Origin of the sequence: Granulicella sp. dw_53 (assembly GCF_018449545.1) — a bacterium.
Taxonomy (GTDB): domain Bacteria; phylum Acidobacteriota; class Terriglobia; order Terriglobales; family Acidobacteriaceae; genus Edaphobacter.
Window position 1 is genome coordinate 25904 of record NZ_JAAVUR010000011.1, and the last position, 25007, is coordinate 50910.

Consider the following 25007-nt stretch of genomic DNA (forward strand, 5'->3'; position numbering starts at 1 on the left):
TTTGTGCCGGCTCGGTTGGGGCTCCTCCGCCGGTCGGGTGGGCACGCGCTCACAGGTCTGTGCTGGGGTCGGTGAATTCGTAAAGGAGGTTGCAGAAGTAGGACATGTTTTGGCGTCAATCCCTCAGTTCGCTGTGCAATAGACCTGAGCGGTTAGACTAAATCCACAGTTGGATTCCTGGTCTCTGGAGCCCATTGAGTCACGTCGTATCAACCCAAGCTGAGGCTCGCACGCTGGCAATGAATGGAAAAGTTGAAGAGAACCGTGACCTCAATCGGGGTAGAGGCTGGCTTTATTTGCTCTTTCTCATTGCGATTCCGTCGTACTTGTATTTGAACTTGTTTACGTTCCCAAACGTGCCTTTCTTTCTGCTGGGCGACCAGAATTTTTTCTGGGTGTATGCCATGCGCATGTTTCATGGGGAACGAGGGTATCAAGATTTTTTTCAGTTCACCCCGCCGGGAACTGACCTCTTCTATCTGGCGCTCTTTCGAATCTTCGGTCTCCATCTATGGGTGACGAACGCGGCGGTGTTTATCCTTGGCGTCGCCTTATGCTGGATCTGTTTTCATGTGGCACAACGGCTCATGGAACGGGATCTGGCGGTGCTCACCAGCCTGCTCTTTCTCGTTTACATCTACGGAGATCGGCTGGACGCCACCCATCATTGGTTCGGCCTGTTCGTTGGATTGTCTGCCCTCAGCGTCGTCCTGACTGAGAGGACTCTTCCCAGGATCGCTATCGCTGGCTTGTTGCTTGGCGTCGCCTCCTTTTTTACGCAGACGACGGGCGTTGCTGGTGTGGCCTCTCTCGTCGCTGCGCTTGCATGGGAGCGTTTCTCCAGGAACAGATCGTGGCAGAGCATGCTGGTGCAACAACTTTTGTTGTCCGTGACCTTTGCGCTGACACTGAGCGTTCTAAGCACGCCGTGGTTGCTGCATGTTGGGTGGAGACAGCTCTGGTATCTGCAGGTCACATACCCACTGCACTATGTTGTTCCCGAGCATAATTTTTGGCTCTCCGATATCAATGCTCCACACAACCGAAGTCCGTTGTTGCCCCTGATTCGACGCCAGTTTCTCTATCTGTTGCTCCTGGTGATCTATCCGTCCATTTTGTGGCATTGCTGGAGGCGACGCAGGGAGATTGCAGCGCGGTACACGATGCAACTGGTTCTTATCTGCTTGTTTGGATTGTCCTTGCTGCTGGTGATCATCACCAGGCCGGACTTGAACCGCATTCATGCCGCTTCGATGCCGGCCATCCTCTTGATGATGTGGGCTGTGAGCCGTCTCGACAAGCGGCGCAGCGTTGCCACCGCTGCAATTTGGGTCGTCATCGCATTTCTAGCTGTAAAGCAGATCCGTTTTAACCAACATTCGCCTCATCAAACCATACTGCTACCGGCCGGAAAAGTTGCTGTTTCTCCTTTGTTCGATGAGAAGTTCTCCTGGATCATGCAACATACTCGGCCAGAAGATCTTTTCTTTCAGGCACAGGGAGCCGTGGTGTACCTTCCCTTGCAGTTGTTCAGTCCCGCCTTTGTGGACTACCTGTGGACGGGCGAACCGACCCGCCCGGAGTACATCGACCGGACCGTACGAGAGCTTGAGCGTCAGCCGGCGAGGTATGTTCTTTGGTCGCAGCAGCATATCTCTCGTTCAGATGGATATCACGCTGGACAGAATCGCCTCGCCCCTTTTTACGGCTTTCTGATCACCCACTACAGGAGAGAGCATGTCTTCTCCGATGGGGATGAGGTCTGGGAACGACCCTAATGAACTCTTGCGCTATTGGGTGATGGAGTCGGGGTTGGGGTCTGGGGGTGGGGTGGGGATGGGTGGGTGGTCGGATTCGGCGTCTTCGGCCCGGCGGGCTTCGTTGAGGTGTTCTTCCATGGTTCGGCGGGCCTGGAGGGGGTTGCGGGAGCGGATGGCGCGGAAGATCTCGCGGTGTTGTTCGGCGGACTCTTTGAGGTTGCGGGAGTTGGAGACGGTGCTGAGGCGGGCGTCGTAGAGGTTGGCGGTGATGGTCTCCATCAGGGCTCCGAGGATGGGGTTGCCGGAGGCGCGGGCGATGGTCCGGTGGAAACGGACGTCGTGGATGAGGTACTCCTCGGGGTTGTCAAGGGCGGCGTACATCTCGGCGACCTCTTCGGCGAGCTCGGCGACGTGCTCGTCGGTGGCTCGCTCGGCGGCCAGGGCGGCGACGTTGGCCTCGAGGACGAGGCGAGCCTCGAACATCTGCCAGGGGAGGAAGCCGTGGAGGGCTCCGAGGACAGTGAGGGAGCTGGAGTCGAGCGCCGGGGGGCCGGAGGAGACGAAGGTTCCCGCGCCGTGGCGGCTCTTCAGGACGCCCATGGCGGAGAGGAAGCCGATTCCGGCGCGGAGGCTGGAGCGGCTGATCTTTAGTTTGCGGGCGAGCTCGCGCTCCGGGGGGAGGCGGTCGCCGGGGTGGACCTCACCGGAGCTGATGAGGGCGCGGACGTGCTCGACGACCTGCATGGTGAGCTGGCTGTGGCCAGTAACCTCGTCCTGCGACTCTTTTGGGAGCTCTTTTTTCAAGCGGCGGATCGCTCCTGGGTGAATTTTGGAGCCAGACTAACACAGCGTTGGTAGTGCTGGTCGAGTGGGAGTTATCGGTGACCCCCAACGATGAAGAAGACCATCGTTGGAGGCTACCGGGGCTAGGCGGGCTGGGCGGCTGCTTTGACGCCGAGGCGCGGAACGAGAAGCTGGAAGATGGCGAGCGAGGTCAGGTAGGCCATCGCCGCCATGCTGAAGATGAGCATGGGGTGGAGCGAGAAGTAGTGCTTGACGATCCAGGTAAAGGAGGCTCCGCCGACGGCTCCGATGGCTCCGCCGAGTCCGACGACGGTGGAGACGGCGGTGGAGGGGAACATGTCCGTCGGCGTGGAGAAGAGGTTGGCGGACCAGCCCTGATGCGCAGCGGCGGCCAAAGCGAAGAGGGCGACGGCGGGCCAGGCGCTGTGGGGCGATAGACGGCCCATCATGGGAACCAGAACGATCGGCACGACGCAGAGGGCGCAGGTGAGCATGGCGATCTTGCGTCCGGCGTTGGTGCTGTAGCCGCGCTTCATGAGGAAGCCGGAGAGTCCGCCACCGGCGATGGAGCCGACGCTGGAGACGGCGTAGACGGCGACGATCTCCCAGTAGGCGTGGGCCAGGTCGAGGCCGTAGTTCTCGTTGAGAAACTTGGGGAGATAGAAGAGATAGAACCACCAGATGGGGTCGGTGAGGCCCTTGCAGAGGGCGAAGGCGTAGAGGCCGCGGTGTTTGGAGAGCTCACCGAAGAGGGCGAAGAAGCCCTTGTTGGCGTTGGGGGAGACGACCTCCTGCAGGTTGATCTGGGTCTGGGTGGAGGCGCGGCGGAGACGGTTGTAGGGGAAGAGGAGCCAGACGACCAGCCAGACGAGTCCCAGGGAGCCGGTGGTGACGAAGGCGGCCTGCCAGCCCCAGTGGTAGGTGACGTAGGCGACGAGGGCGGGGGCGATGAAGGCGGAGGCGTTGGAGCCGGAGTTGAAGATGCCGGTGGCGAGGGCGCGCTCTTCGGTGGGGAACCACTCGGTGGTGGCCTTGATGGCGGCGGGGAAGTTGCCGGACTCGCCGAAGCCGAGGAGGGCGCGGGCGATGCCGAAGCCCATGACGGAGCTGACCAGGGAGTGGCCCATCGAGGAGAGAGCCCAGACGGTGATGGCGATGGCGTAGCCGATTTTGGTGCCGAGCTTGTCGATGATGCGGCCGGCGGTGAGCAGACCGACTCCGTAGGCGACCTGGAAGCAGATGATGATGTTGCCGTAGTTGTTGTTGAAGACGTCCTGGTGGGCGGCGTCGAGGGAGAAGTCCCAGCCCATGAAGGGGAGGTTGTGGAGGAGCGGCTCGATCAGGGAGAGGACGGAGCGATCCATGTAGTTGATGGTGGTGGCGGCGAAGAGGAGCGCGCAGACGAACCATCGGCTACTGGCTTTTTCAGGGGCTTCGCTGGAGAATCCTTCGCGAGAGAGTGTGGCGGGCTTCGTCGACATAAGCGGAGGCGCTCCGGAGTGCAAGTGGTTGGACATCCCTGCTGAAGCTTAGGGGTTGGCAGATCGTTTAAGGGGCGAAATTAATATCAGTCGAGACGAGGATGAGGATAGCTGCTGGTGGGATATAGGTGTCAAGCGTGTCTGCCGCCCGGGTGGAAATTGGTAGAGCCACAGGAGGAGAGCTTCCTGGTTTGGGATAGGAGCTGGGAGGGGTTATTGTTTGTTTCGCGAAGATTTTCGGAGGATGGATGCAATTGAGACTGGCGGCTGCGGTTCTGGCGATGGCGTGTGGGGTGGCGGGGGCCAAGGGGCCAGCGGTCAAGACGATTACGGTGGGGGCTTCCGGGGCGGAGTTTACGACGATCCAGGCGGCGGTGAATGCGGCTCCGGAGACAGGAGCGGTGATTCGGATCAGGCCGGGGGTGTACCGGGAGGTGGTGCATGTGGATAAGCCGGGGATCCAGTTGCGGGGGGATACGGACGATCCGGCGAAGGTAGAGCTGGTGTTTGGGAACAGCGCGGCCTCGACCTGTGGGACGGGGTGTTCGGCGACGCTGTTTGTGACGGGCAAGGACTTCTTTGCGGGGATGATGACAATTGCGAACGACTACAGCAAGACGAGCGATGTGCCTTCGCAGGCGGTGGCGGTCTCGGTAAGGGCGGACCGGGCGGTGTTCCGGCGGGTGCGGCTGCTGGGGGCGCAGGACACGCTGTATGCCTCCAGCATGGGCTGCATGAAGGAGGGAGGTGAGTGCGTGACGGGGCGGCAGTTCTACTCGGACTGCTATATCGAAGGGCATGTCGACTTCATCTTCGGGGATGCGAAGGCGGTGTTTGAGGGGTGCGAGATTCGGAGCATCGCGCATGCGGCGGGTGGATATCTGACGGCGCAGAGCAATACGCGGACGGGGCAGGATGCGGGGTATGTCTTCAACCACTGCAAGTTGACGGCGGATGCAGGGATGGGTCCGGTGTATCTGGGGCGGCCGTGGCGGGATTACTCGACGGTGATCTTCCTGAATACGGAGATGGGGGCGCATATTCTGCCGGAGGGGTGGTCGGAGTGGAAGAGCGCTCCGGCGCCGAGGCTGCCTACGGCGACGTACGCCGAGTTCCACTCCAGCGGGCCGGGGGCGAATGCGGCTGCGCGGGAACCGCTCGCGAAGCAGCTCTCGGCGGAGGAGGCGAAGCGGTATGAGACGAAGACCTATCTGCGGGGTGCGGATGGGTGGGATCCGGAGAAGGTGAAGTAGCGGATGTTAGGCTTGTCTCTTCAGATATGAAGTGTTTCGTCTGGCGTTAGCTCGGCCAGGGGAATTTTTTTGCTGAAATGGTTTCTTAAATAGTGACCAATATGCCTTCAATTTCTTTTTTGACCTCCTCCGTTCGTCCTGCGCGATCTGCTGCGCGTCGTTTCTTTAGCCTTAAATTCAGCGGAGTTGCGGGGATGGTCTGTGCCGCGGTGCTGCTGCTGTCGGCTACGGTGCTTCATGCGGAGCCTCCAACGGCGGAGGAGCAGGCTGTACTGGCTCCGGCGCAAGCGCTGCTCGACGGCATCGCGAAGCGTGACAAGGATCTGAGGCGGGCGCAGCTTCTGCCGGGTGGCATGGCGACTCTGATCAGGAACGGGCAGACGCTGCAGCTTCCCTTCAATGAGTTTCTCGACCGGCTGGAGAAGATGTCCGGCGGGACGCAACGGCTGGAGGAGCGTCTCTACGAGCCTGTGATCCGAATCGATAACGACATCGCGGTCATCTGGGCTTCGTATGATTTTTTGATCGACGGCAAGGTCGACCATTGCGGCTCGGATATCTTCAATATGATTCGCCGCGATGGCCGCTGGCTGATCTCAGGGGTTGCCGATACCAGCAGGAAGAGCTGCCAGCCCCGGGGCTCGGGGCTGGGTGAGTTAGAGGGTCTTCAGGACGAGGACGGTGGCGATTGGATCCAGCGCTTTGTTGGGGAGCTGAATGTCCAGACCGTTAGCCGACCGAGTCAGCTTGAGCGGCGTGTGAGAGGGATCGGCGAGAAGGTAGGCACCGGTAACGTTGCGGGGTAGCTTGTCGAGGTGGAAGGTGCCGTTGGGCCAGGTTAAGAGCTCGATGTAGATCTTGTCGGCGGCGGTAGTGGAGCGCCAGTCCCAGGCGGCGACGAATTTAGGCTTGCCGTTCTTGTCTTTTTCGGTAGAGCTGAAGGAGCCCGCTTCGCCGCCAAAGAGGGTGGACTTGGTGTTGTAGATGGCTTCGCCATTGACGGCCAGCCACTTGCCCATCTCGTGGAGCCGGTCGATCTCGGGGGTGGGGACGTTGCCCTTGGAGTCGGGGCCGATGTTGAGGAGATAGTTTCCGCCCTTGCTGGAGATGTCGATGAGGTTGCGGAGTAGGGTCTGGGTGGACTTGAAGTTGGTGTCGAAGGACTTGAAGCCCCAGGTGTCGTTCATGGTCATGCAGGACTCCCAGTCCTGACCGGGGAAGCCTTGCGGCGGAATGTATTGCTCGGGGGTTTCGGTGTCGCCTTTGTAAGTGCCTCCGAGGCGGTTGTTCCAGATGAGGTTGGGGTGCTGGTTGAGGAGGGCGACGATCTCCGCGGCGCGGGCGGGGGTCATGTTGGCAGTCGGGGTGTCGAACCAGATGACGACGGGGTAGTCCTTGTAATTGGCGAGGAGTTCCTTGATCTGGGGGATCGATTTGGTGTGGAGGTAGGTGTCGAAGTCTCCGTCCTGAGCTGCGTCCCAGTGATGGGTGGGAAGGTCGTGATTGCCGGTCTTGTAGGCGGAGCCGCCGGGCGCGGTCCAGTCCTGATCCTGGGAGTAGTAGAAGCCCAGCTTCATCCCTTGTCTGCGGCACTCTTCGGCGAGCTCTTTGAGCGGATCGCGTTTGAAGGGGGTGGCGGCGACGATGTTGAAGGGGTTGACCTTGGAGTCGAACATGGCGAAGCCGTCGTGGTGCTTGGCGGTGATGACGATGTACTTCATGCCGGAGGATTTGGCGAGGGCGACGATATCGTGGGCGTTGAAGCCGGTGGGGTTGAAGTTCTTGGCGAGGGCCTTGTAGTCGGCGACGGGGATGGAGAGGTCGTTCATTATCCATTCGCCGACGGAGGTGGTGCGCTTACCGTTCCAGGTTCCTGCGGGGATGGAGTAGAGCCCCCAGTGGATGAACATGCCGAAGCGGGCTTCGCGCCACCACTCCATGCGGGCGTCGCGCTGGGCGGAGGTCTCGGTGTCCTGGATGGCCGGGACCGGATGGCTGGTGGGGGTGGTGTCGGCTTTGCTGCCTTCGAGTTGGGCTAGCGAGTGGGTCGGGCTAAGGGAGGTTGCGGCGAAGAGGAGGGCGGCGATGCTGCGGTGAGCTAGATTCAAGTGGCTTCCTCACGCGAGATGGACTCGCGTTGAGATTGTAATTTGACGGACGCGCTACAGGTAGCGGCCGAGGAACTGAGCGATCGAGGCGAAGATGCGCAGACGGGCTCCAGGGGAGAACCAGTGGCCCTCCGCGGGGAAGAGCTGGAGCTGGTGCGGAGTGCCGAGCTGGTTGAGGAAGGTGTTGAGGGCGTGGGCCTGGGCGACGGGGACGACAGTGTCGGCCTCTCCGTGGAGGATGAGGGTGGGCGGGAAGCTCGAAGTGGCCTTGGCCGCGTATGGAGGGACGAGGCCCCCGGAGATCTCGACGATGGCGCGAATGTTTTTGGCGGTAGAGGCAAAGGCGAGGGAGAGGAAGGCTCCGAGGGAGATGCCGAGGAGGGCGATGCGGCGGGAGTCGATCTTGGGTCGGGCGGAGATATAGGCGAGCGCGTCGGAGATGGTCTCAAGCCAGAGGGGAACGTGGTGGCCGTCGCGGAGGATGGTGTCGTCGGCGTGGGTGGTTCCGGTGCGCTCGAAGTAGTGGATCGCGTAGAGGGCGATGCCCAGGCGGGAGAGGTAGGGAGCGATCGGGTCGAACCACAGGCTGACGTTTCCGCCTGCACCGTGGAGCAGGACGATGGCGGGAAAGGGACCCGGACCGGAGGGCTCAAGCTGCTGGATGTGGATGGTCTTGCCTCCACTGACAAAGTTAGGCATGGCGATGAGATGCGGCTGGGGGCGCGATATCATCGCTGACGTGAATGGAAATACGTCGGAGCGGATGTTGGCGCGGCTGCGGGCGGGGGAGACAAGGGCGCTGGCGCGGGCGATTTCGCTGGTGGAGGACGGTGGCGCGGGCTCTGCGGAACTGGTGGCGGCTTGCAGGCTCTCAGGCAGGCGCGGCCTGCGGATTGGCGTGACGGGGCCTCCTGGCGCGGGAAAGAGCACGCTGGTGGACCAGATGGCGCGCTGGGTTCGCGGGCAGGGACAGACGGTAGGAGTGATTGCGGTCGATCCGTCCAGCCCCTATACGGGAGGTGCGCTGCTGGGGGACCGCATCCGGATGCAGGGGTTTGAGGGCGACGCGGGGGTGTATATCCGCAGCATGGCTTCCAGGGGCAGGATGGGGGGACTGGCGCGGGGAGTGGAAGAGGTTTGCACGGTGATGGAGGCGGCGGGGCGGCAGACGATCCTGATCGAGACGGTAGGAGTGGGGCAGGATGAGGTGGATGTGGTGGCGGTCGCGGATGTGACGGTGCTGGTGCTGGTCCCGGGGATGGGCGACGAGGTGCAGAGCATGAAGGCCGGGGTGATGGAGGTCGCGGATGTGTTCGTGGTGAACAAGGGGGATCGCGAGGGGGCCGAGCGGCTGGAGGCGGAGGTGCGGGCGATGCAGGGGCTGGGTGCGTCTGAGGCAGACAGCGTGCCGGTGGTCCGGACGGTCGCGACGACAGGTGAGGGTGTGGGGGAGTTGATGGGGTCGGTGTTGGAGGTGGCTGCGCGGGAGCAGAAAGGCGTGGGACGGGAGTTGCGTGGGCTGGCAGAGGCCGGGTTGCGGCTGGATCACCTGGGAGTAGCCGTGCGGAGTATCGCTGCGGCGCGGGGGTTCTATGAGTTGTTGGGAATGAGCGTTGGGGCGGAGGAGACGGTAGAGCACGAGCAGGTTCGAACTGCCATGCTGCCGTTGGGTGAGAGCCGGATCGAGCTGCTGGAGGCTACGGCGGAGGATTCCGTGATTGGAAGGTTTGTGGCGAAGCGGGGCGAGGGCCTGCACCATATCGCGGTGAAGGTGGATGGAGTGGATGCGATGTTTGAACGGCTGAAGGGCGAGGGAGTGCGGTTGGCAAGCGATGCTGTGCGGGTCGGGGCTGGGGGGCATCGATACTTCTTTGTGCATCCGGCGAGTACGGGCGGGGTGTTGGTGGAGATCGTCGGCGGGGGTTCTGAGTGAGCCGATTTTTGTTGATCCATACGGCTGGCGCCGAGGGGACAGTGGCGCTAGCCGCGGTTGAGGGCGGGGATAGGACGGTCGTCGCGGAGGGAGTGCTGCCCGGTCGCAGTGCCTCGGAGCGGCTGGTGCCGGAGATTCGGCGGCTGTTAGAGGGCGCGGGCTGGCGGCTGGCGGAGTTGGCGGCGGTAGTGGTGGTGCACGGGCCCGGATCGTTCACCGGGGTGCGTGTGGGGTTGAGCGCGGCCAAGGGGCTGAGCGAGGCGGGTGGAGTGGCGTTGATCGCGGTCTCGCGGCTGGCCTTGCTGGCGAATGCTGTTGGCGAGGCCGGGTTGGTTCATGCGGTGCTGGATGCGGGCCGTGGGGAGTTTTATTACGGGGCTTACGAGGGTGGGCGGTGTCTGCGCGAGGCTCTACTGACCGGAGCGGAGGTGGCGGCTGCGGTGGTCGGCTCGGGCGTCGTGGTGGCTTGCGAGGCGAAGGTTGCGGAGGGCTTGCCGGGGCTGAAGATTTCGATGGTGCCCGAGCCAGTGGCGGCTTCGGCGTTATCGATCGCACTGGAGCGGCTGGAGCGCGGAGAGGTCGACGATGCGGCGGTGGTGGATGCGAACTACCTGCGGCGGACGGACTTCGAGATTCAGCAGAGGCTGGAGAGTCGTGCGGCGATGGGGCGCGGCGCGGAGTGAGGATTCGTACGGGTGGGGTGGAGGATGTGCCTGCAGTGCTGGAGCTGGAGAGGGCAACGCCTGAGGCTCCGCACTGGGCTGAGGGTGAGTACCGCGCGGCAGTCGCGGATGGGAACGGTGGGGTCCGGCGGTGTCTGCTGGTGGCGGAGATAGAGGGGCGGATCGTCGGCTTTGTAGTGGGCAAGAGAGCCGAGTGCGGGGACGAGGTGGTGGGGGAGTTAGAGAGTGTGGCAGTTTCGGGAGCGGTGCGTCGGCGAGGGGTGGGAAGGGCTCTGTGTGAGGCGGTGGTGGAGTGGTGCCGGAGCGAAGGAGCGCGTGCGGTGGAGTTGGAGGTTCGGGCGGAGAGTGCGGGTGCGATCGCTCTGTATGAAGGGTTAGGATTCGTAACGACGGGGCGGCGGAGAGGGTATTACCGGGAGCCGGTGGAGGATGCGTTGTTGATGGCGGTGGAGTTGAGTTAGGCGATCTCAAGGCGATCGCTCAGTCGTATTTTCGGCAGTGCAAGTGGAAAAATGGGCTTTGCCAGCGATGGTAGGGGTATGGTACGGTGTGCGCGTTCGGCGAGACTCCGGCTCGTGCTCTGTGGGGGTCTGGCCCGACGCCGGAGGTGTGCCTGATGCAAACCGCCAAGATGAGTGTTCTCCCGGATCCCTCAATCTTCCAATCCATCCATCGGCTGGAGCTGGAACATGGTCTGTATGCGCGGCGGCTGGATACGCTGAACTGCAAGCCGTATCTGACCGAGACGGAAAAGCTGGAGGAGATCCGGCTGAAGAAGTTGAAGCTTTATTTGAAGGATGAGATGGAGCGTCTTCGCCGGGTGGGCTTCGGTCCTTCACGAATCTCCTGAATCGATTCGAACCTGGGTTGCGATAGGCAAGGTGGGGCGGGGGCTTCGGTTGAAGTGTCTCCGAGCCACCTCCTATTCATGAAGTGAGCGAAGTCCAGTATCTGCAAGGCCTTATAATCGGGATACCTATGGTTCGAGATGGATTTTTTTATGCGTTGGGGTTGGGGGTGGTCGCTGCCATCCTTTGGAAGCTGACCCACTCCTACAGCTTGACCGCTGTGCCGCTCGTGCTGGCGGTGTTTTTTCTGTGGTTCTTTCGCGATCCCACCCGGGCGATTCCCACCGGCGTGGGACAGGTTGTGTCGCCTGGAGACGGCGTTGTGACGTCGGCGGAGTTGATCGACACGGTGGCGGGCAGCCAGATGCGGATGAGCATCTTTCTAAACGTCTTTGACGTGCATGTGAACCGTACGCCGGTAGGCGGGACGGTGAAGGTCGTCGAGTTTCACAAGGGCGGCTTCCTGAACGCGATGAAGCCCGAGTCGGCCTTGTCGAATGAGCAGACGCTGATCGTGATCGATGCGGGCGGCTACGATGTCGCCTTCAAGCAGATCGCCGGTCTGCTGGCGCGGCGCATTGTGTGCAATCTGAAGGTAGGCGACAAGGTAGAGCGTGGGCAGCGCATGGGCCTGATCAAGTTCGGATCGCGTGTGGATGTTCTGATGCCCGCGGAGGCGCGGTTGAAGGTCAAGATCGGAACGCGGGTCAAGGGCGGAAGCACAGTTCTGGCGGAGCTACCCGGCTCGGCAGTGGTGGCCTGATGGAGCTCGAAGAGGGACAACTGGACCCGGGAACGGGCAAGCTGAAGCGGCAGCCGAGCCGCGGCATGTACATTCTGCCGTCGGTGTTTACGGCGGGAAATATCGCGGCGGGATACTACGCGATCGTGCAGGCGATCCAAGGATCGGCTGCAGACCCGGACCACTTCGACCGGGCGGCGCTGGCGATTGGGTTCGCGGTATTGTTCGACGGCGTGGACGGGCGCGTCGCGCGGATGACGAGCACGACGAGCGACTTCGGCAGGGAGTTGGACTCGCTGGCGGATGTGATTACGTTCGGCGTCGCGCCAAGTCTGCTGGCCTACATCTGGGGCTTCCGAATGCTTCCCATGATGCCTGCGCACGCCGCGCTGCGCGGTCAGTTGGTGCATGCGGGTGTCTTTGTCTGCTTCTTGTTCCTGATCTGCGGGGCGAGCCGGCTGGCGCGCTTCAACATCAGCATCAATCCACAGCCACGGAATCCGGGACGTCCCGGGCACAAGTATTTCGTCGGAATGCCGATTCCCGCAGGGGCCGGCGTGATCGCTTCGATCATTCACTTTCGCGACGGTTGGCCGATCGATAACGAGTGGGTCGCCCTTGGCTGGCTGTGCCTCATCATCTTGACGGGCTTCCTGATGGTGAGCAGTTGGCGGTTCTGGAGCGGCAAGGAGATCGGCCTCGGCAACAAGCAGCCCTTCCAGATGGTGGCATTGATCGCGGTTTTAGGCGTGCTCATTGCGCTCTACTCGGAGTACATGCTGCTTATCATCGCCATCGGATATCTGATCTCGGGGGTGCTGGCGCGGCTGGCGTACTCGTGGAGCAGAGAGCGGCGGGTCCCCCGGGTCTGAGTGATAAGAACTGATTTCAGCAATCCGACATCTAAAGTGTTCCGAGCCTGTGTGCGCGGGCCTGGCAGTGAAGAGGGAAGGTAGGTCCGTCGCTTATGGCGAAGACAACATATCGAATTGGAATTGTGGGAGCGACATCGCTGGCGGGCAAGGAGCTGAGCGATGAGTTGCATGAGTCGCTGCTGGCCGCCTCCGAGTTCGTGCTGCTCGACGACGATGAAGAGGCTGCCGGGCAGATGACCGCGGCAGGCGATGAGCCTCTGTTTATCCGTCCGGTCGAGACGGCTTCGTTCGATGGGATGGACTTTGTCTTTTTTGTGGGCGATGCCTCCGGGACGAAGAAGCACTGGCAGCAGGCGAGGCGGGCAGGCGCGAGCATTGTGGACCTGACCTATGCGCTGGAGTCCGAGAAGGACGTTCTGGTGCGGTCTCCGATCGCCGAGGCAGGGTTGGATGGAGTCGCGGCTGCCGAGAGGGCAGGCGGTCCGGATTTGAAGACCCCGGCGGTGGTTGCGGGACATCCTGCGGCGGTGATGTTGGCGGTGGTGGCTGGACGGCTTAAGGCGAAGCTACAACTAAGCTCGGTGGCGGCGACGATCATGGAGCCGGCCTCGGAGCATGGCCGGGCGGCGATGGATGAGCTGCACCAGCAGACGGTGAACCTGCTGTCGTTCCACAGCGTGCCGCAGGAGCAGTACGACGCGCAGGTCTCCTTCAACCTGCTGCCGGAGCTGGGCGAGGCCGCGAAGATACGGCTGACCGAGGTGGGGCAGAGGATTCGGACGCACTATGGCCTGCTCTCGGGTGGTGCGTTGCCGAAGCTGGCGCTGCAGATCGTGCAGGCTCCGGTCTTCCATGGCTATGCGGGATCGGTGCTGATCGAGCTGGAGCAGACGGCGACCGTCGAACAGGTCGAGGCGGCCCTGGCGGGCGAGCCGATCGATGTGGTGGACCGCGAGGCCGATCCACCCAGCAATGTAAGCGCGGCGGGACAGCAGAACGTGATGGTCCGCGTCAGCGGTGAGGGCGCGGAGGGTGAGAGCTCGACGCGGTTCTGGTTGTGGCTTGCAGCCGATAATCTAAAGCTGGCGGCGGTGAACGCGATTGCGTGCGCGCTGGAGCTGAGGCGACTGCGGCCTTCAGGGAAGGTACAGTAAAAAGAGCATAGGAGTGAAAGTGAAGCAAGGGATGAAGGACGCAGCGATGCGTATCGGGATCGATCTGGGTGGGACAAAGATTGAGGCGTTGGCGATCGATAAGGATGGAAAAGAGCTGCTGCGGTACAGGGTCCCGACGCCACGCGAGGACTACGAGGGAACGATCGCCGCGATGGTGGGGCTGGTCCAGCGGATCGAGAAGGAGACGGGCGCTGTAGGAACGGTGGGTGCCGGGATTCCTGGAAGCGTCTCCAGCCGCACGGGGCTTGTGAAGAATGCCAACTCAACCTGGCTGAATGGAATGCCCTTTGATAGGGATCTCTCGGCTGCGATGGGACGCGAGGTGCGGGTAGCCAACGATGCGAACTGCCTGGCGGTCTCGGAAGCGACAGACGGAGCAGCGGCTGGAAAGCGCGTGGTCTTTGCCGTGATCGTGGGAACAGGCTGCGGCGGTGGAGTTGCTCTGAATGGACAGGTCCACGCCGGAATCAACGGCGTAGGCGGAGAGTGGGGGCATAATCCGCTGCCCTGGGCGAGCCCGGAGGAGTATCCCGGGCCGGTCTGCTACTGCGGCAAGCGAGGGTGCCTGGAGATGTGGATCTCGGGGACCGGCGTAGCGCGGGACTTCCTTGAGGTAACGGGACGAGCGCAGAGTGGCCCGGAGATCATGGCGGCTTGCGAGGCCGGGGTTCCGGATGCCGTCGCGGCGGTGGAGCGTCTGGAGGACCGACTGGCAAGGGCTTTGGCGCATGTGATCAACATTCTGGACCCGGATGTATTTGTGTTTGGCGGCGGGCTTTCGAAGGTGGAGCGAATCTACCGCGAGGTGCCGAAGCGTCTGTCACGGTACGTCTTCGGAGGCGAGACCGAGACTCCGCTGCTGCAGGCAAAGTTTGGGGACTCCAGCGGAGTGCGTGGGGCCGCTTGGCTGTGGCCTAACCTGGATTGAGGACGGCGTAACGGTGATCCTTGGGATCAAGGCTTGATAAGAGCGGTTCCGGGATTCGTGGCTACGGACGAATTGTTGTGTCGAGTCTTACTTCGTTTATGCCACGCACAGAGTTACAGATCAGGAGGGCGTCTGCAGTGTGGAGGTCCTCTAGCGTGAGGGTGCGCTCTTCGGCGTTGGGGTTGGTCTCGAGCAGGTAACGGCGGTAGATGCCGGGGAGAACTCCTGCGCTTATTGGTGGGGTGAGGAGGCGGTCTCCTCTGCGCAGGAAGAGGTTGCTGATGGCGCCTTCGGTGAGCTCTCCGCGTTCATTGATAAAGAGGGCTTCGTCGAAGCCATCGGCGACCGCCCGGGCGTACTGCTGGTCGTAGAGCGTGCGGCGGGTGGTCTTGTGGCGAAGAAAGCGGTCGGTGGAGTCGGTGTGCTGGGTGGCCAGCCGGACGCGGCCAGTTGGCGGTCTTGGGGTGAAGGGTGTCGCGGTGATGGTGGCGGCACCAGTCGAATCCAGGAGCAGGCGGATGCGGTGTGGGGTGGATGCGTTCAGCGTATGGATGTACTCGATAAGCTCCGCGCCGATGACTTCGCGTTGGCAGGGGAAGCTGAAATAGGCGGCAGAGGCTTCTAGACGGTCCAGATGGAGTGGCAGAAGGTAGAGGCCGTCGTCCTGCAGGATCGCAGGATTCCAGAGGATCGTCTCAATGAGTTGAAAGTCGTTGGGAGCGCGGGTCAGGAAGGCCGTCTTGAGCAGGCACTCGCGGTACTCGTCTGCTGGCTCCGAGTCGGCGACGATTCCGCCGCCTACGCCCATGTGGGCTTTGCCATCCTTTAGGACGAGCGTACGGATAGCTACGTTGAAGGTGGCGTCGCGATTGGGCGCGATATGGCCGATGGCCCCGGTATAGATGCCGCGTGGCGCGGACTCCAGCTCGTGGATGATCTGCATGGTGCGAATCTTGGGCGCGCCGGTGATGGAGCCGCCGGGAAAGAGCGCGCGGAAGATCTCGTAGAAGGACAGGCCAGGACGCAGGTCGCCGGAGACCGTGGAGGTCATCTGGAGCAGCGTCTCGTAGCGCTCGATGGTAAACAGATCGTCAACGCGGACATTGGTGCAGACGCGGCCAAGATCGTTGCGCAGCAGATCCACGATCATGACGTGTTCGCTGCGGTTCTTCTCATCGTTCTGGAGGGCGAGAGCAGCGCGTGCGTCGTCTTCGAGGTCGAGGCCGCGCGGCATGGTGCCCTTCATGGGACGCGTAAGAATCTTGTCGGCCTCGATCTTGAAGAAGAGCTCCGGCGAGAGGGAGAGGATATGGTGACTGCCGAGGTTGAGGAAGGCTCCGTAGCTTACGGGCTGCTGACGAGAGAGGACCGCGAAGGCATCGGCGGGCGAGAGACCGGTCTCTACGATGAGCCTGTCGGTAAAGTTGACCTGGTAGGTATCGCCGGCTGCGATGAGCTCTTTGATCCTCAGGATCTGCTGGTGGTAGTGATCCTCGGAGATCTGCAGGTGAATCTCCGACGCGAAGGGCCGGGCCGGAGATTCAGCAAGAGTCTGCGGCGTCGGTGGTGGCGAAGTGAATCTCCCGGTGATGTGGTCGAAGGCGATCGGTGCTGCGTAGATACCGAACCAGGCCAAGGGAAGGTCGGCAGGGGGAGCGCTCTCAATCTTCGTGGAGGTAGAGGGCTCGAAGTGATAGCCGCACTCGTAGCCGAGGTAGCCGGCAGCGTGGTGGCCTTGAGCCAGCGCGGACTCGATACGACCGAAGAGCGCAGGCAGGTCTTCAAGGGTCTGAACGGTGAGAATCTCGATGGGATCGAGGAAGAGATAGCTGGTGTGGTTGGCGGGATCGGGGCGCGCAGTGTGGAGGAGGAGGGAGCCGGGGTTTTCAGCGACGAGGGCAAAGATCGATTGCGGAAGCGGATACCACGGGGCCACACGTTCTCCGGATGCGATGGCTACTTCGTGGCTGCCTGGTAGCAGAACTGCAGCCCGATGAAGAGCAGCCAGAGAGAGAGCGCAAAGCGCAGGTTGCGATTAGGAATCTTGGGGGCGGCGCCGCTGCCGATCAGGCCACCGACGACTCCTCCTGCAGCCAGTTTAGCAAGCAGGATCGCGTCGTAGTGTCCGCCGATCAGATGAACGCCAGTTCCAACAACGGCGATGACCAACCCGAAAGCCAGATCCGTCCCAACCACCTGAGTGGCGGTAAGGGATGTAAGCCCCAGCAGGGCCACCGTTCCAAGCGCACCAGCGCCCGCCGAGGAGAAGCCGATCTCCGCCCCGATAGGAAACGTGATGGCGGCGAGCCACTTGGAGCGCTCCGCCCCGGCGCGAACGATGTTCGCTGGGCGGAAGTGGCGGTAGAGATGCCACGCCGCGGTGAAGAAGATGATGAGTCCGAGCGCCAGGGTCAGCGCTGTCTTCGGTCCATGTGCGGCGACGTGTTTGAAAAAGACCGAGCCCGAGATGACACCCGGAACTCCTCCCAGCAGCATGATGCCGAGGATCCGATAGTTGATCTGACGGCGCACGACCTGGAAGGGGACGACGATGAGCTTCACAATGGCCGAGTAGGCCAGGGTGGTGCTGACGGCGATATCCACCGGCACCTTGAGGAAGAGGATGAGCAACGGCGCGGTGACGACGCTGGCCCCGACACCCGTAAGGGCGATGACGATGGCTACGACGAAACCGATAAGAAATTCCATGCGGACGAACCTTCTGGTGGTGCTGGTGGCTAATGAGAGAGGCCCTGCTCAACTCTCTCAACGAATATTTTTCTTGGGGTCGGAAGCCTCGCCCTCGTTGCAGGCAAAGCCGAAGTCAAAAACACCGCGAGGCAGCTAGGCGGCCTGGATGTGGATGCCACACTCCTGCTTCTGTCCGCCCCAGCGCCCGGAGCGCGGATCGTTCGGGTCGAGGGGAAGGCTGGTGCACGGCTCGCAGCCGATGCTGGAGTAGCCCTTGTCATAGAGCGAGAGCAGCGGAATGTCGTGCTGGCGGGCGTAGGTCCAGACGTCCTTGGTGGTCCAGTCGGCCAGCGGACTGACCTTGCGGATGCGCGTGCCAGTCGGCAGAGCGAAGGCTTCCGTAAGCTGCATCGCAGCGCGGCTCTTGGCCTGTTCGCGGCGCATGCCGGTGAACCAGAGCTTGTAGTTCTCGAGCGCGCTGAAGAGCGGCTTGACCTTGCGGATACCGCAGCAACGGCCCGGATCCGTCTGGTTGAGGATGCCGAACTGCGACTCCTGCTCCGCAACAGTGATCTCGGGCAGCAGGTTGATCAGGTTGAGGGACCAGTCGCGGGCCATGCGGTCGCGGTACTCGTAGACCTCGGAGAAGTGGTATCCGGTGTCGAGGAAGATGACAGGGACGTTGGGTAGGGTCTGGCGGACGATGTGGAGGACGATGATGTCCTCGGACTGGAAGCTGCTGGTGACGGTGACGTCGGTCGATTGTGCAGCGAGCTCCTGGGCGATGAGGGCGCGGGCGTCGCGAATCTTGTCTTCAGTAGATGCGGCGGGGAGGACTATGGCCGGGGGCGGTGCAGCGTCGGGTTCGGGAGTGATGGTGTGACTCATGGCTGATTCTCTTGATGCGCGGGAAGCACTTCGGTTGCGCGAAGGTGACTTAGGAAGCCTTCCACTGCGTTTGGTTCGGCGCTGTCAAGCGTATGAAGTTCAAGGCCGGCGAACTGCTCCACAGGAGTCTCTTCGAGGATGACCAGCAAACCAATGCTGAGCAGCGAACGCAGGATCGACTCCGACTGAACGCGTGTCTTGACCACAGGATGACTCTGGCTAAGCAGCGCGGACTCGACAGCAGCAGCCTGCTCCGGGTTAGGAACGACGAGCAGCGCCGGCTTGTGAGTCGGAGTGACAGAAGCGGCTGCGAGCGGACGGCGGATCATGCCAGCAGCAGCAGTATGGTTCGTCTGCGCGTCGATGAGGATGAAGCTGCCCGTAGCGCGGTTCTCGGCGTAGGGATCGAAGAACAGAGCGCGGGTGGACTCGATCTCGACGACGCCGATATCGTTCATCCCGAGGGAGTTCACAGCTTCTTCCTGCAGCGTCTGAATGTTGGTGCGATGGATCACGCGAGTGACACGCGCACTGACAGTCTGGGTGCCGTGCTTCAGCAGATAGGGGCGATGCGTCTCAAGACGATCTCCGTCAAACCACACCAGCGAAGCCTCAATAGCAGTAGAGTGCTGCGGCGGAGCGGAGGCGATGGAGATAACATCGCCACGGCTGATATCCAACTCGTCCTCAAGCGTAAGAGCGATGGAGAGCGGCGCACTGGCCTGCTCAAGGTCGCCATCGAACGTAGTGATAGAAGCGACGCGGCTGGTGCGGCCCGAGGGCAGAGCGACGATGGTGTCCCCACGACGTACAGTTCCGGCTGCTATCTGGCCCGCGAAGCCACGATAGAACTGATCCGGACGAATCACGCGCTGCACAGGCAGGCGGAAGGGAGCAGTCGCCTCTTCGGTCCAGACCGGAACCTCTTCCAGATGCTCAAGCAGCGTAGGGCCGGTGTACCACGGCATGCGAACGCTGGACTCGACGACGTTATCTCCGTCAAGCGCGCTGACAGGGATCGTAACAAGGTTGGCATTACCAAGCTGGCCGACGAGATCGCGAAGATCGGAGGCGATGGTGTTGTACACATCCTCGGAGAAGTCGACGAGGTCCATCTTGTTGATGGCCGCGACCAGGTGCCGAATGCCAAGCAGCGAAGCAATATAAGCATGGCGACGCGACTGCGTAAGGATGCCTTTGCGGGCATCGATCAGGATAATGGCGAGGTCCGCAGTAGAAGCCCCAGTAGCCATGTTGCGCGTGTACTGCTCGTGGCCTGGAGTGTCGGCGATGATGAACTTGCGCCGCTGCGTAGAGAAGAAGCGATAAGCCACATCGATGGTGATGCCCTGCTCGCGTTCAGCGCGAAGACCGTCAGTAAGCTGGGCGAAGTCGATGGCGGGCTGCTTCTGGCCCGGAGCGATGGTGGTGCCGGTAACGGCCCGGACCTGATCCTCGTACACATTGCGCGAGTCGTAGAGCAGACGCCCGATGAGCGTGGACTTGCCGTCATCCACGCTGCCAGCGGTGGAGAAGCGAAGTAAGTCCTTCTGCTGCTCGACGGCCAGAAACTCATCGATCAAAAAATCTGCATCTTCTTCAAGCACAAGAGAGGTAGGCGGGATAGGAGCCAAGGTCGACATTTAGAAGTAGCCCTCGCGTTTCTTGATTTCCATGGAGCCGTCCTGATCGTGGTCGATGACGCGGTTCGCGCGCTCGGAGGAGCGGAAGCTGACCAGCTCCGCGATGATCTTGGGGATGGTGTCGGCATCGGAGCGAATCGCTCCGGTGCAGGGGCTGCAGCCCAGGGAACGGAGGCGGGAGCGGACCCACTGCTCTTCGCCCGGCAGTGATTTGACGAAAGACTGTTCGACGGGGATGAGAGAGTCGGCGCGAACGATCATGCGCCGCTCCTTCGCGAAGTAGAGCGGGACGATCGGAATGTCTTCGAGCAGGATGTAGTGCCAGATATCCAGCTCAGTCCAGTTGGAGAGTGGGAAGACCCGGATGCTCTCGCCGGGGGCGATGCGGGAGTTGTAGAGATTCCAAAGCTCAGGGCGCTGATTCTTCGGGTCCCACTGGCCAGCCTTGTCGCGGAAGGAGAAGATACGCTCCTTGGCGCGAGACTTCTCTTCGTCCCGTCGCGCTCCGCCGAAGGCGGCGTCAAAACCATGCTCGCGCAGTCCATCGAGGAGGGCTGTCGTCTTTAGCAGACCGCAGCAGCGCTGTGTGCCGAGTGTGACCGGATTGGCTCCATCGGCGAGCGCCTGCTCGTTGCGCCACACCCGCAGATCGAGGCCGAGCTCCTTGGCAAGGTTATCGCGGAAGGTGATCATCTCCTTGAACTTATAGCCGGTATCGACGTGCAGCAGCGGGAAGGGAATAGGCCCAGGGAAGAAGGCCTTCTGGGCGAGGCGCAACATGACGGACGAGTCCTTGCCGATGGAGTAGAGCATCACCGGCTTCTGAAACTCGGAGGCGACCTCACGAAAGATCTGAATGCTCTCGGCCTCGAGCTGTTGAAGATGGCTCAAGCGGGGGCTGGAAATGGCGTCGAGTTCGGGCATTGCGAGGGTTGTCATGGTTTTGATAGGTCCCGGTGTTTCTCCAAAAAAAATCCCACGATCCAGAGTCTGGAGGTGGGTGGCTTGTCTCTTGAGTTAGGGAAGATAGAGGAAATTTGCTATCTAGTGACTCAGAACTTACACCCACGTCTGGACGCAACAGCAACACGCCATACAACAGGCGTTGCAGCAGGTGCGACAGGCGGTCTGGGTAAAGCTGATCACTGTATTTTAAGGGTGAGCCGTTGGGACGGATTTGTCAATGTCCCTGGGGTGGGGCCTCAGCGTGGCCGAAACACCAACATCTCCACCACCCCCTGGGAAGGAAGGATGACGATGCCGAGTTGATCGCTGAGGCGCTCGAGAAAGCCGCCCTTAGCGTCTGATGGCGTTTGCAGCTGAAATTGAAACTTGCCGTGCAAATTCGTCTCATTGACGACCGGACGGTCTACGACGCCCTCCAGCGTGTGGCAGAACTTATCGACGGTTCCGTCCATGTCTATATTCTTCAGCGTATTGATGCTGACTGGTCTGAGGGTTGCGAATGTCTCGTCGGGGGAGCCCTCCATCTCGAAAAATACGCTGGAAGCTCCAGAAGATCCCATACCCGAGTGAAGGGAAGGGCTCACTGCCGGGAGCTTCGGATGGGGCGCGGTCACGACATACACGTCGACGGAGCGGGTCTCGCGCGAAGCAGTGAGATGAAAGTAATCCAGGAGCCCTTGCTGGAACCGGCGATTCATCTGCTCCCGGTCCTCACTCTCCGGCAGCACCAGCGCTACATCGAAGCGTTTGTCCAGGTCCAGGGCGGGCGGAAGATCCATACGGATCGAATTGACGTTGAAGATCTCCGTGATGAGTTCCTTCAACGTATAGCCCTGCAGGCTGCGGTAGTCATTGCTGCTGGAGTTGGCACGCGACTCGCTTTGCGAGGGCGCGACGTGCAAAGTATAGGAGGGTGGAAACGACGGCCTGTGGTCATTCGGGCGCGGCATTCTGGGCGATTCGGCATCCAGGACCACTTGGCGGTTTTCAAGAAACGCCTTTAGAGTCGCCTTGTCCGGATGAACGGTGGTGATCCTGCCTTCCAGAGCCGCGTGCACTAGGCCTTCGTCCGGTAATGGCGATTGATAGAAGCCAAGAATCCTGCGATCCGAGCCGATGAGGACGGTCGTTGGTTGTTCCAGTCCGTAAGACCTTCCCGTACGTCCGTCAGGGTCGTAAAAGACCCAACCCTTAATCCGATGTTGGGCAACCCAGGGCAGGAGTGTGGACTCCTTCTCCCCTGTGATCCACACGAACTGAACAGGACTGCCGGCGAACTGTTCGACCAGCTTGTTCCAAAGCGTGACCGGCTCGAGGTTTTGCGAGGTGTTAGGAAGGAAGGCGAGGACAGTCAATTGGCCGGAAAGATCGGAGTCACTCCATGAAGCCGAGCCGGGGGCGTTCAGCATATTCGTAAAGGTGATATTTGGAGCGGCATCGCCAGCTTTCGGGTAGGTTGTGATTGACCCATAGAAACCAATCTGTCCGACAGCGCCGGGAACGGCAAAAGTGAGAAGAGTCAGCAGGGATCGGACGCTCATGCAAAAGCTCCTGCCGGCCAGCCTACAGACAAGGCATTAACTGGGCAAGAATTTAAGGTGCCCATGCTTGTGGGCTGTAATGGACGACGGTTGCGGTAGGTCTCAAATTGATGTTGACTGAGGTTTGAGGATGAATGGATGAACCGCTGTTCAATGCCACACACCGGAGGGCGATATGACGGCGATTGACGAAGCTCAAAACGAGGTTCATATCGATCCGGTCTGTGGGATGAAGGTGTTGCCTGCGAAGGCCGCCGGCTCCACGGAGCACGCGGGCAAGACCTGGTACTTCTGCGGGAAGGGATGCCTGGCGAAGTTCGAGGCGGACCCCGGGAAGTACGACGGCAGCCGTCCGAATGAACCTGTGCTGCTAAAGATGCCGGATGCTCCTCCTTCTCCTACTATCGCTCCGGCGCGGGGAGGATACATCTGCCCGATGCACCCCGAGGTTCGTAGCGAGAGGCCCGGCGACTGTCCGAAGTGCGGCATGGCGCTGGAGGCAGCAAATCCCGGGCAGACCGCAAAAGTGCAATATACCTGCCCGATGCATCCGGAGATCGTGAGGGATGGGCCGGGTCAGTGCCCTATCTGCGGAATGGCGTTGGAGCCGATGACTCCTCAAGTGGACGAGGGGAATCCAGAGCTGGAGAGCATGACGCGGCGATTCTGGGTGGGAGTGGTACTGACGCTGCCGCTGCTAGGAATTATGGTCGCCGACATGCTGCCCGGACATCCCTTGGAAGGCTTCCGGCAGGCCGGATGGCTGGGATGGGTCGAGTTTTGTTTCGCCACACCGGTGGTCTTGTGGTGCGGATGGCCGTTCTTCGTGCGCGGTTGGGCCTCGCTCGTTCATCGCAGCCTAAACATGTTTACGCTGATCGCGCTGGGGGCGGCGGCAGCGTATCTGTACAGCGCCGCGGCGGTGATCGCGCCCGGGTTGTTCCCTGCGGCCTTCCGCGATATGTCCGGTGGGCTCGGACTGTACTTCGAAGCCGCAGCGATAATCGTGGTGCTGGTGCTGCTAGGCCAGGTCCTGGAACTGCGGGCGCGGAGCCAGACAGGATCGGCGATTCAGGCGCTACTAGGCCTGGCTCCCAAGACGGCTCTGCGGGTCTACGACGACGGCCATGAGGCCGAAGTCCAACTGGCGACGATCCACGTCGGCGAGCGGTTCCGGGTACGGCCGGGCGAGAAGGTCCCCGTAGACGGAGCGGTCGTCGACGGACATAGCTCGGTCGACGAGTCGATGGTGACGGGCGAGGCGATGCCGGTAGAGAAGTCGGCAGGTGCAAGCGTAGTCGGTGGAACGGTCAATGGTACGGGCACCTTCGTCATGCGGGCCGAGCGCGTAGGGTCGGATACCCTGCTGGCCCAGATCGTGCAGATGGTGAGCGACGCGCAAAGGACCCGTGCCCCCATCCAAAGCCTCGCCGACAAGGTCTCGGGATACTTCGTGCCGGCGGTCCTGCTGGCCTCGGTGGTGACGTTCGTGGTCTGGCGTCTGGTTGGTCCTCAGCCACAGGGAGCCCACGCGCTCATCAACGCTGTGGCAGTGCTGATCATCGCGTGCCCCTGCGCGTTGGGTCTCGCGACCCCAATGTCGATCATGGTCGGGATGGGCCGTGGCGCGGGCGAAGGAATTCTCGTCCGCAGCGCCGAGGTCCTCGAGACGATGGAGAAGGTCGATACCCTGGTCGTCGACAAGACCGGCACCTTGACCGAGGGCAAGCCGCAGGTGGTCTCAGTAGTAGCCGCAGAGGGCTGGGACGATTCGAGGCTGATGCGCATCGCCGGAAGCCTGGAGCGGGCCAGCGAGCATCCTCTTGGCGCCGCAGTGCTGGGTTGGATGAAGCAGAAGAACCTCGCTACAGCCGAGGTCGCACGCTTCGAGGCGATGACCGGCAAGGGCGTCACCGGAGAGATCGACGGCAGACGCGCCGGGATCGGCAGCGAGGGCCTGCTAGCAGATCTGGGAGTCACTTCACCCGATCTGGAGTCCTGGAAGACGCGCGCCGACAACCTGCGCAGCGAAGGGCAGACAGTGGTGCTGGTCTCCGTTGACGGAAAGGTCGCGGGCATCATCGGGGTAGCCGACCCGGTGCGAAGCACAACGGTAGAGGCGCTGTCACAACTGAAGCAAGCCGGAGTCCGCGTAGTCATGGCGACCGGTGACAACGAAAAGACCGCGGCAGTGATCGCCACGCAGTTAGGAATCGAGTTCTACGCCGGCATGACTCCCGCAGGGAAGGCCGAGCTGGTAAAGCGTCTGCAAGGCGAGGGCCGCGTGGTCGCGATGGCAGGCGACGGAATCAACGACGCGCCAGCGCTCGCCCAGGCCAACGCAGGCATCGCCATGGGAACAGGGACCGACGTAGCAATGGAGGCCGGTGCAGTGACCCTTGTAAAGGGCGACCTGCGTGGAATCGTGAAGGCGATTCGCCTAAGCCGCGGCATCATGAAGAACATCCGCCAGAATCTCTTCTTCGCATTTTTCTATAACGCAATCGGAGTGCCGGTAGCGGCGGGCGTCTTATATCCCTTCTTCGGACTGCTCCTGAGCCCGATGATCGCGGCAGCCGCCATGAGCTTCAGCTCCGTGACCGTCATCGCCAACGCTCTACGTCTGCGAAGCGCCCGCCTCTAGCCAGTAGACTGGGAGAAGAGTCGAATCGACGGAGGAGATGCAGG

The 25007-nt window shown here is 61.7% G+C and carries 21 protein-coding genes and 1 pseudogene; 12 read left to right on the top strand and 10 right to left on the bottom strand.

Annotated elements, in window-relative coordinates:
- Positions 1–296: 296 nt before the first annotated feature.
- On the top strand, positions 297–1778 hold the full coding sequence (locus HB393_RS16940; RefSeq protein WP_213806380.1) for a hypothetical protein: 1482 nt from the start codon (positions 297–299) through the stop codon (positions 1776–1778).
- A gap of 12 nt (positions 1779–1790) precedes the next feature.
- Here HB393_RS16940 and HB393_RS16945 read toward each other — a convergent pair whose 3' ends face one another.
- Both HB393_RS16945 and HB393_RS16950 read right to left on the bottom strand, forming a co-directional pair.
- Complete coding sequence (locus HB393_RS16945; protein ID WP_255551248.1) at positions 1791–2564, bottom strand: FadR/GntR family transcriptional regulator; 774 nt, start codon at positions 2562–2564, stop codon at positions 1791–1793.
- A gap of 122 nt (positions 2565–2686) precedes the next feature.
- Positions 2687–4045 (bottom strand): MFS transporter, encoded by a 1359-nt coding sequence (locus HB393_RS16950; protein WP_213806381.1) that lies wholly within the window; start codon positions 4043–4045, stop codon positions 2687–2689.
- Between the two features lie 248 nt (positions 4046–4293).
- Between HB393_RS16950 and HB393_RS16955 the strand changes: the two genes are divergently transcribed.
- On the top strand, positions 4294–5298 hold the full coding sequence (locus HB393_RS16955; protein ID WP_213806382.1) for a pectinesterase family protein: 1005 nt from the start codon (positions 4294–4296) through the stop codon (positions 5296–5298).
- 101 nt (positions 5299–5399) lie between these two features.
- Positions 5400–6104, top strand: a complete 705-nt coding sequence (locus HB393_RS16960; RefSeq protein WP_255551250.1) for a nuclear transport factor 2 family protein — start codon at positions 5400–5402, stop codon at positions 6102–6104.
- Positions 6105–6299: 195 nt separating this feature from the next.
- Here the strand turns inward: HB393_RS16960 and HB393_RS25315 are convergent.
- Together HB393_RS25315 and HB393_RS16965 are read right to left on the bottom strand one after the other, a co-directional pair.
- Positions 6300–7406, bottom strand: a pseudogene (locus tag HB393_RS25315) (alpha-L-fucosidase); the annotation flags it as partial.
- 54 nt (positions 7407–7460) lie between these two features.
- Positions 7461–8105 carry an alpha/beta fold hydrolase gene (locus tag HB393_RS16965; protein WP_213806383.1) on the bottom strand — a complete coding sequence of 215 codons (645 nt, stop codon included), beginning with the start codon at positions 8103–8105 and terminating at the stop codon, positions 7461–7463.
- Between HB393_RS16965 and meaB the strand changes: the two genes are divergently transcribed.
- The 8 genes from meaB (at position 8104) to mak (ending at position 14590) form a co-directional block, all read left to right on the top strand.
- Positions 8104–9339: a methylmalonyl Co-A mutase-associated GTPase MeaB gene (gene meaB, locus HB393_RS16970; RefSeq protein ID WP_255551252.1), complete on the top strand. Its 1236-nt coding sequence runs from the start codon at positions 8104–8106 to the stop codon at positions 9337–9339. The two genes, HB393_RS16965 and meaB, sit on opposite strands and share 2 nt — an antisense overlap.
- Positions 9336–10022, top strand: a complete 687-nt coding sequence (gene tsaB / locus HB393_RS16975) for a tRNA (adenosine(37)-N6)-threonylcarbamoyltransferase complex dimerization subunit type 1 TsaB (protein WP_213806384.1) — start codon at positions 9336–9338, stop codon at positions 10020–10022. Before meaB ends, tsaB begins: the two co-directional genes overlap by 4 nt.
- Complete coding sequence (locus tag HB393_RS16980; RefSeq protein ID WP_213806385.1) at positions 10019–10483, top strand: GNAT family N-acetyltransferase; 465 nt, start codon at positions 10019–10021, stop codon at positions 10481–10483. The genes tsaB and HB393_RS16980 overlap by 4 nt, the downstream gene beginning before the upstream one ends.
- Before the next feature lie 155 nt (positions 10484–10638).
- The gene (locus HB393_RS16985) at positions 10639–10872 is read left to right on the top strand and encodes a hypothetical protein (RefSeq protein ID WP_213806386.1); all 234 of its coding nucleotides are present in this window, start codon (positions 10639–10641) and stop codon (positions 10870–10872) included.
- Between the two features lie 128 nt (positions 10873–11000).
- Positions 11001–11633 carry a phosphatidylserine decarboxylase gene (locus tag HB393_RS16990; RefSeq protein WP_213806387.1) on the top strand — a complete coding sequence of 211 codons (633 nt, stop codon included), beginning with the start codon at positions 11001–11003 and terminating at the stop codon, positions 11631–11633.
- Entirely contained in the window at positions 11633–12484 is an 852-nt protein-coding gene (pssA, locus tag HB393_RS16995; protein WP_255551254.1) for a CDP-diacylglycerol--serine O-phosphatidyltransferase, read from the top strand. Before HB393_RS16990 ends, pssA begins: the two co-directional genes overlap by 1 nt.
- 95 nt (positions 12485–12579) lie before the next feature.
- A complete protein-coding gene (locus HB393_RS17000) occupies positions 12580–13641 on the top strand; it encodes an Asd/ArgC dimerization domain-containing protein (RefSeq protein WP_213806388.1) in 1062 nt (353 codons plus the stop codon).
- Between the two features lie 13 nt (positions 13642–13654).
- Positions 13655–14590, top strand: a complete 936-nt coding sequence (gene mak, locus HB393_RS17005) for a fructokinase (protein WP_345945265.1) — start codon at positions 13655–13657, stop codon at positions 14588–14590.
- A gap of 61 nt (positions 14591–14651) precedes the next feature.
- Here the strand turns inward: mak and pabB are convergent, their stop codons facing one another.
- The 6 genes from pabB to HB393_RS17035 all read right to left on the bottom strand — a co-directional run bounded on the left by pabB (position 14652) and on the right by HB393_RS17035 (position 22319).
- A complete protein-coding gene (gene pabB / locus HB393_RS17010) occupies positions 14652–16526 on the bottom strand; it encodes an aminodeoxychorismate synthase component I (RefSeq protein ID WP_213806389.1) in 1875 nt (624 codons plus the stop codon).
- Between the two features lie 20 nt (positions 16527–16546).
- Positions 16547–17299: a sulfite exporter TauE/SafE family protein gene (locus HB393_RS17015; protein ID WP_213806390.1), complete on the bottom strand. Its 753-nt coding sequence runs from the start codon at positions 17297–17299 to the stop codon at positions 16547–16549.
- A gap of 135 nt (positions 17300–17434) precedes the next feature.
- Positions 17435–18169, bottom strand: a complete 735-nt coding sequence (locus HB393_RS17020) for a phosphoadenylyl-sulfate reductase (protein WP_213806391.1) — start codon at positions 18167–18169, stop codon at positions 17435–17437.
- A complete protein-coding gene (cysN, locus tag HB393_RS17025) occupies positions 18166–19812 on the bottom strand; it encodes a sulfate adenylyltransferase subunit CysN (RefSeq protein WP_213806392.1) in 1647 nt (548 codons plus the stop codon). Before cysN ends, HB393_RS17020 begins: the two co-directional genes overlap by 4 nt.
- Entirely contained in the window at positions 19813–20751 is a 939-nt protein-coding gene (gene cysD / locus HB393_RS17030) for a sulfate adenylyltransferase subunit CysD (protein ID WP_213806393.1), read from the bottom strand. It lies immediately after the preceding gene.
- 263 nt (positions 20752–21014) lie between these two features.
- Positions 21015–22319: a TIGR03435 family protein gene (locus tag HB393_RS17035; protein ID WP_213806394.1), complete on the bottom strand. Its 1305-nt coding sequence runs from the start codon at positions 22317–22319 to the stop codon at positions 21015–21017.
- Positions 22320–22494: 175 nt separating this feature from the next.
- Between HB393_RS17035 and HB393_RS17040 the strand changes: the two genes are divergently transcribed.
- Positions 22495–24963 (top strand): heavy metal translocating P-type ATPase, encoded by a 2469-nt coding sequence (locus tag HB393_RS17040; RefSeq protein ID WP_213806395.1) that lies wholly within the window; start codon positions 22495–22497, stop codon positions 24961–24963.
- Positions 24964–25007 lie beyond the last annotated feature (44 nt).

Bases quoted from the DNA above. Each gene is read 5' to 3' on its own strand.
- HB393_RS16950 (WP_213806381.1), bottom strand. From the start codon at position 4,045: ATGTCGACGAAGCCCGCCACACTCTCTCGCGAAGGATTCTCCAGCGAA.
- HB393_RS16955 (WP_213806382.1), top strand. From the start codon at position 4,294: ATGCAATTGAGACTGGCGGCTGCGGTTCTGGCGATGGCGTGTGGGGTG.
- HB393_RS16960 (WP_255551250.1), top strand. From the start codon at position 5,400: ATGCCTTCAATTTCTTTTTTGACCTCCTCCGTTCGTCCTGCGCGATCT.
- meaB (WP_255551252.1), top strand. From the start codon at position 8,104: ATGGCGATGAGATGCGGCTGGGGGCGCGATATCATCGCTGACGTGAAT.
- HB393_RS16965 (WP_213806383.1), bottom strand. From the start codon at position 8,105: ATGCCTAACTTTGTCAGTGGAGGCAAGACCATCCACATCCAGCAGCTT.
- HB393_RS16985 (WP_213806386.1), top strand. From the start codon at position 10,639: ATGCAAACCGCCAAGATGAGTGTTCTCCCGGATCCCTCAATCTTCCAA.
- HB393_RS16990 (WP_213806387.1), top strand. From the start codon at position 11,001: ATGGTTCGAGATGGATTTTTTTATGCGTTGGGGTTGGGGGTGGTCGCT.
- pssA (WP_255551254.1), top strand. From the start codon at position 11,633: ATGGAGCTCGAAGAGGGACAACTGGACCCGGGAACGGGCAAGCTGAAG.
- HB393_RS17000 (WP_213806388.1), top strand. From the start codon at position 12,580: ATGGCGAAGACAACATATCGAATTGGAATTGTGGGAGCGACATCGCTG.
- HB393_RS17015 (WP_213806390.1), bottom strand. From the start codon at position 17,299: ATGGAATTTCTTATCGGTTTCGTCGTAGCCATCGTCATCGCCCTTACG.
- HB393_RS17020 (WP_213806391.1), bottom strand. From the start codon at position 18,169: ATGAGTCACACCATCACTCCCGAACCCGACGCTGCACCGCCCCCGGCC.
- cysN (WP_213806392.1), bottom strand. From the start codon at position 19,812: ATGTCGACCTTGGCTCCTATCCCGCCTACCTCTCTTGTGCTTGAAGAA.
- cysD (WP_213806393.1), bottom strand. From the start codon at position 20,751: ATGACAACCCTCGCAATGCCCGAACTCGACGCCATTTCCAGCCCCCGC.
- HB393_RS17035 (WP_213806394.1), bottom strand. From the start codon at position 22,319: ATGAGCGTCCGATCCCTGCTGACTCTTCTCACTTTTGCCGTTCCCGGC.
- HB393_RS17040 (WP_213806395.1), top strand. From the start codon at position 22,495: ATGACGGCGATTGACGAAGCTCAAAACGAGGTTCATATCGATCCGGTC.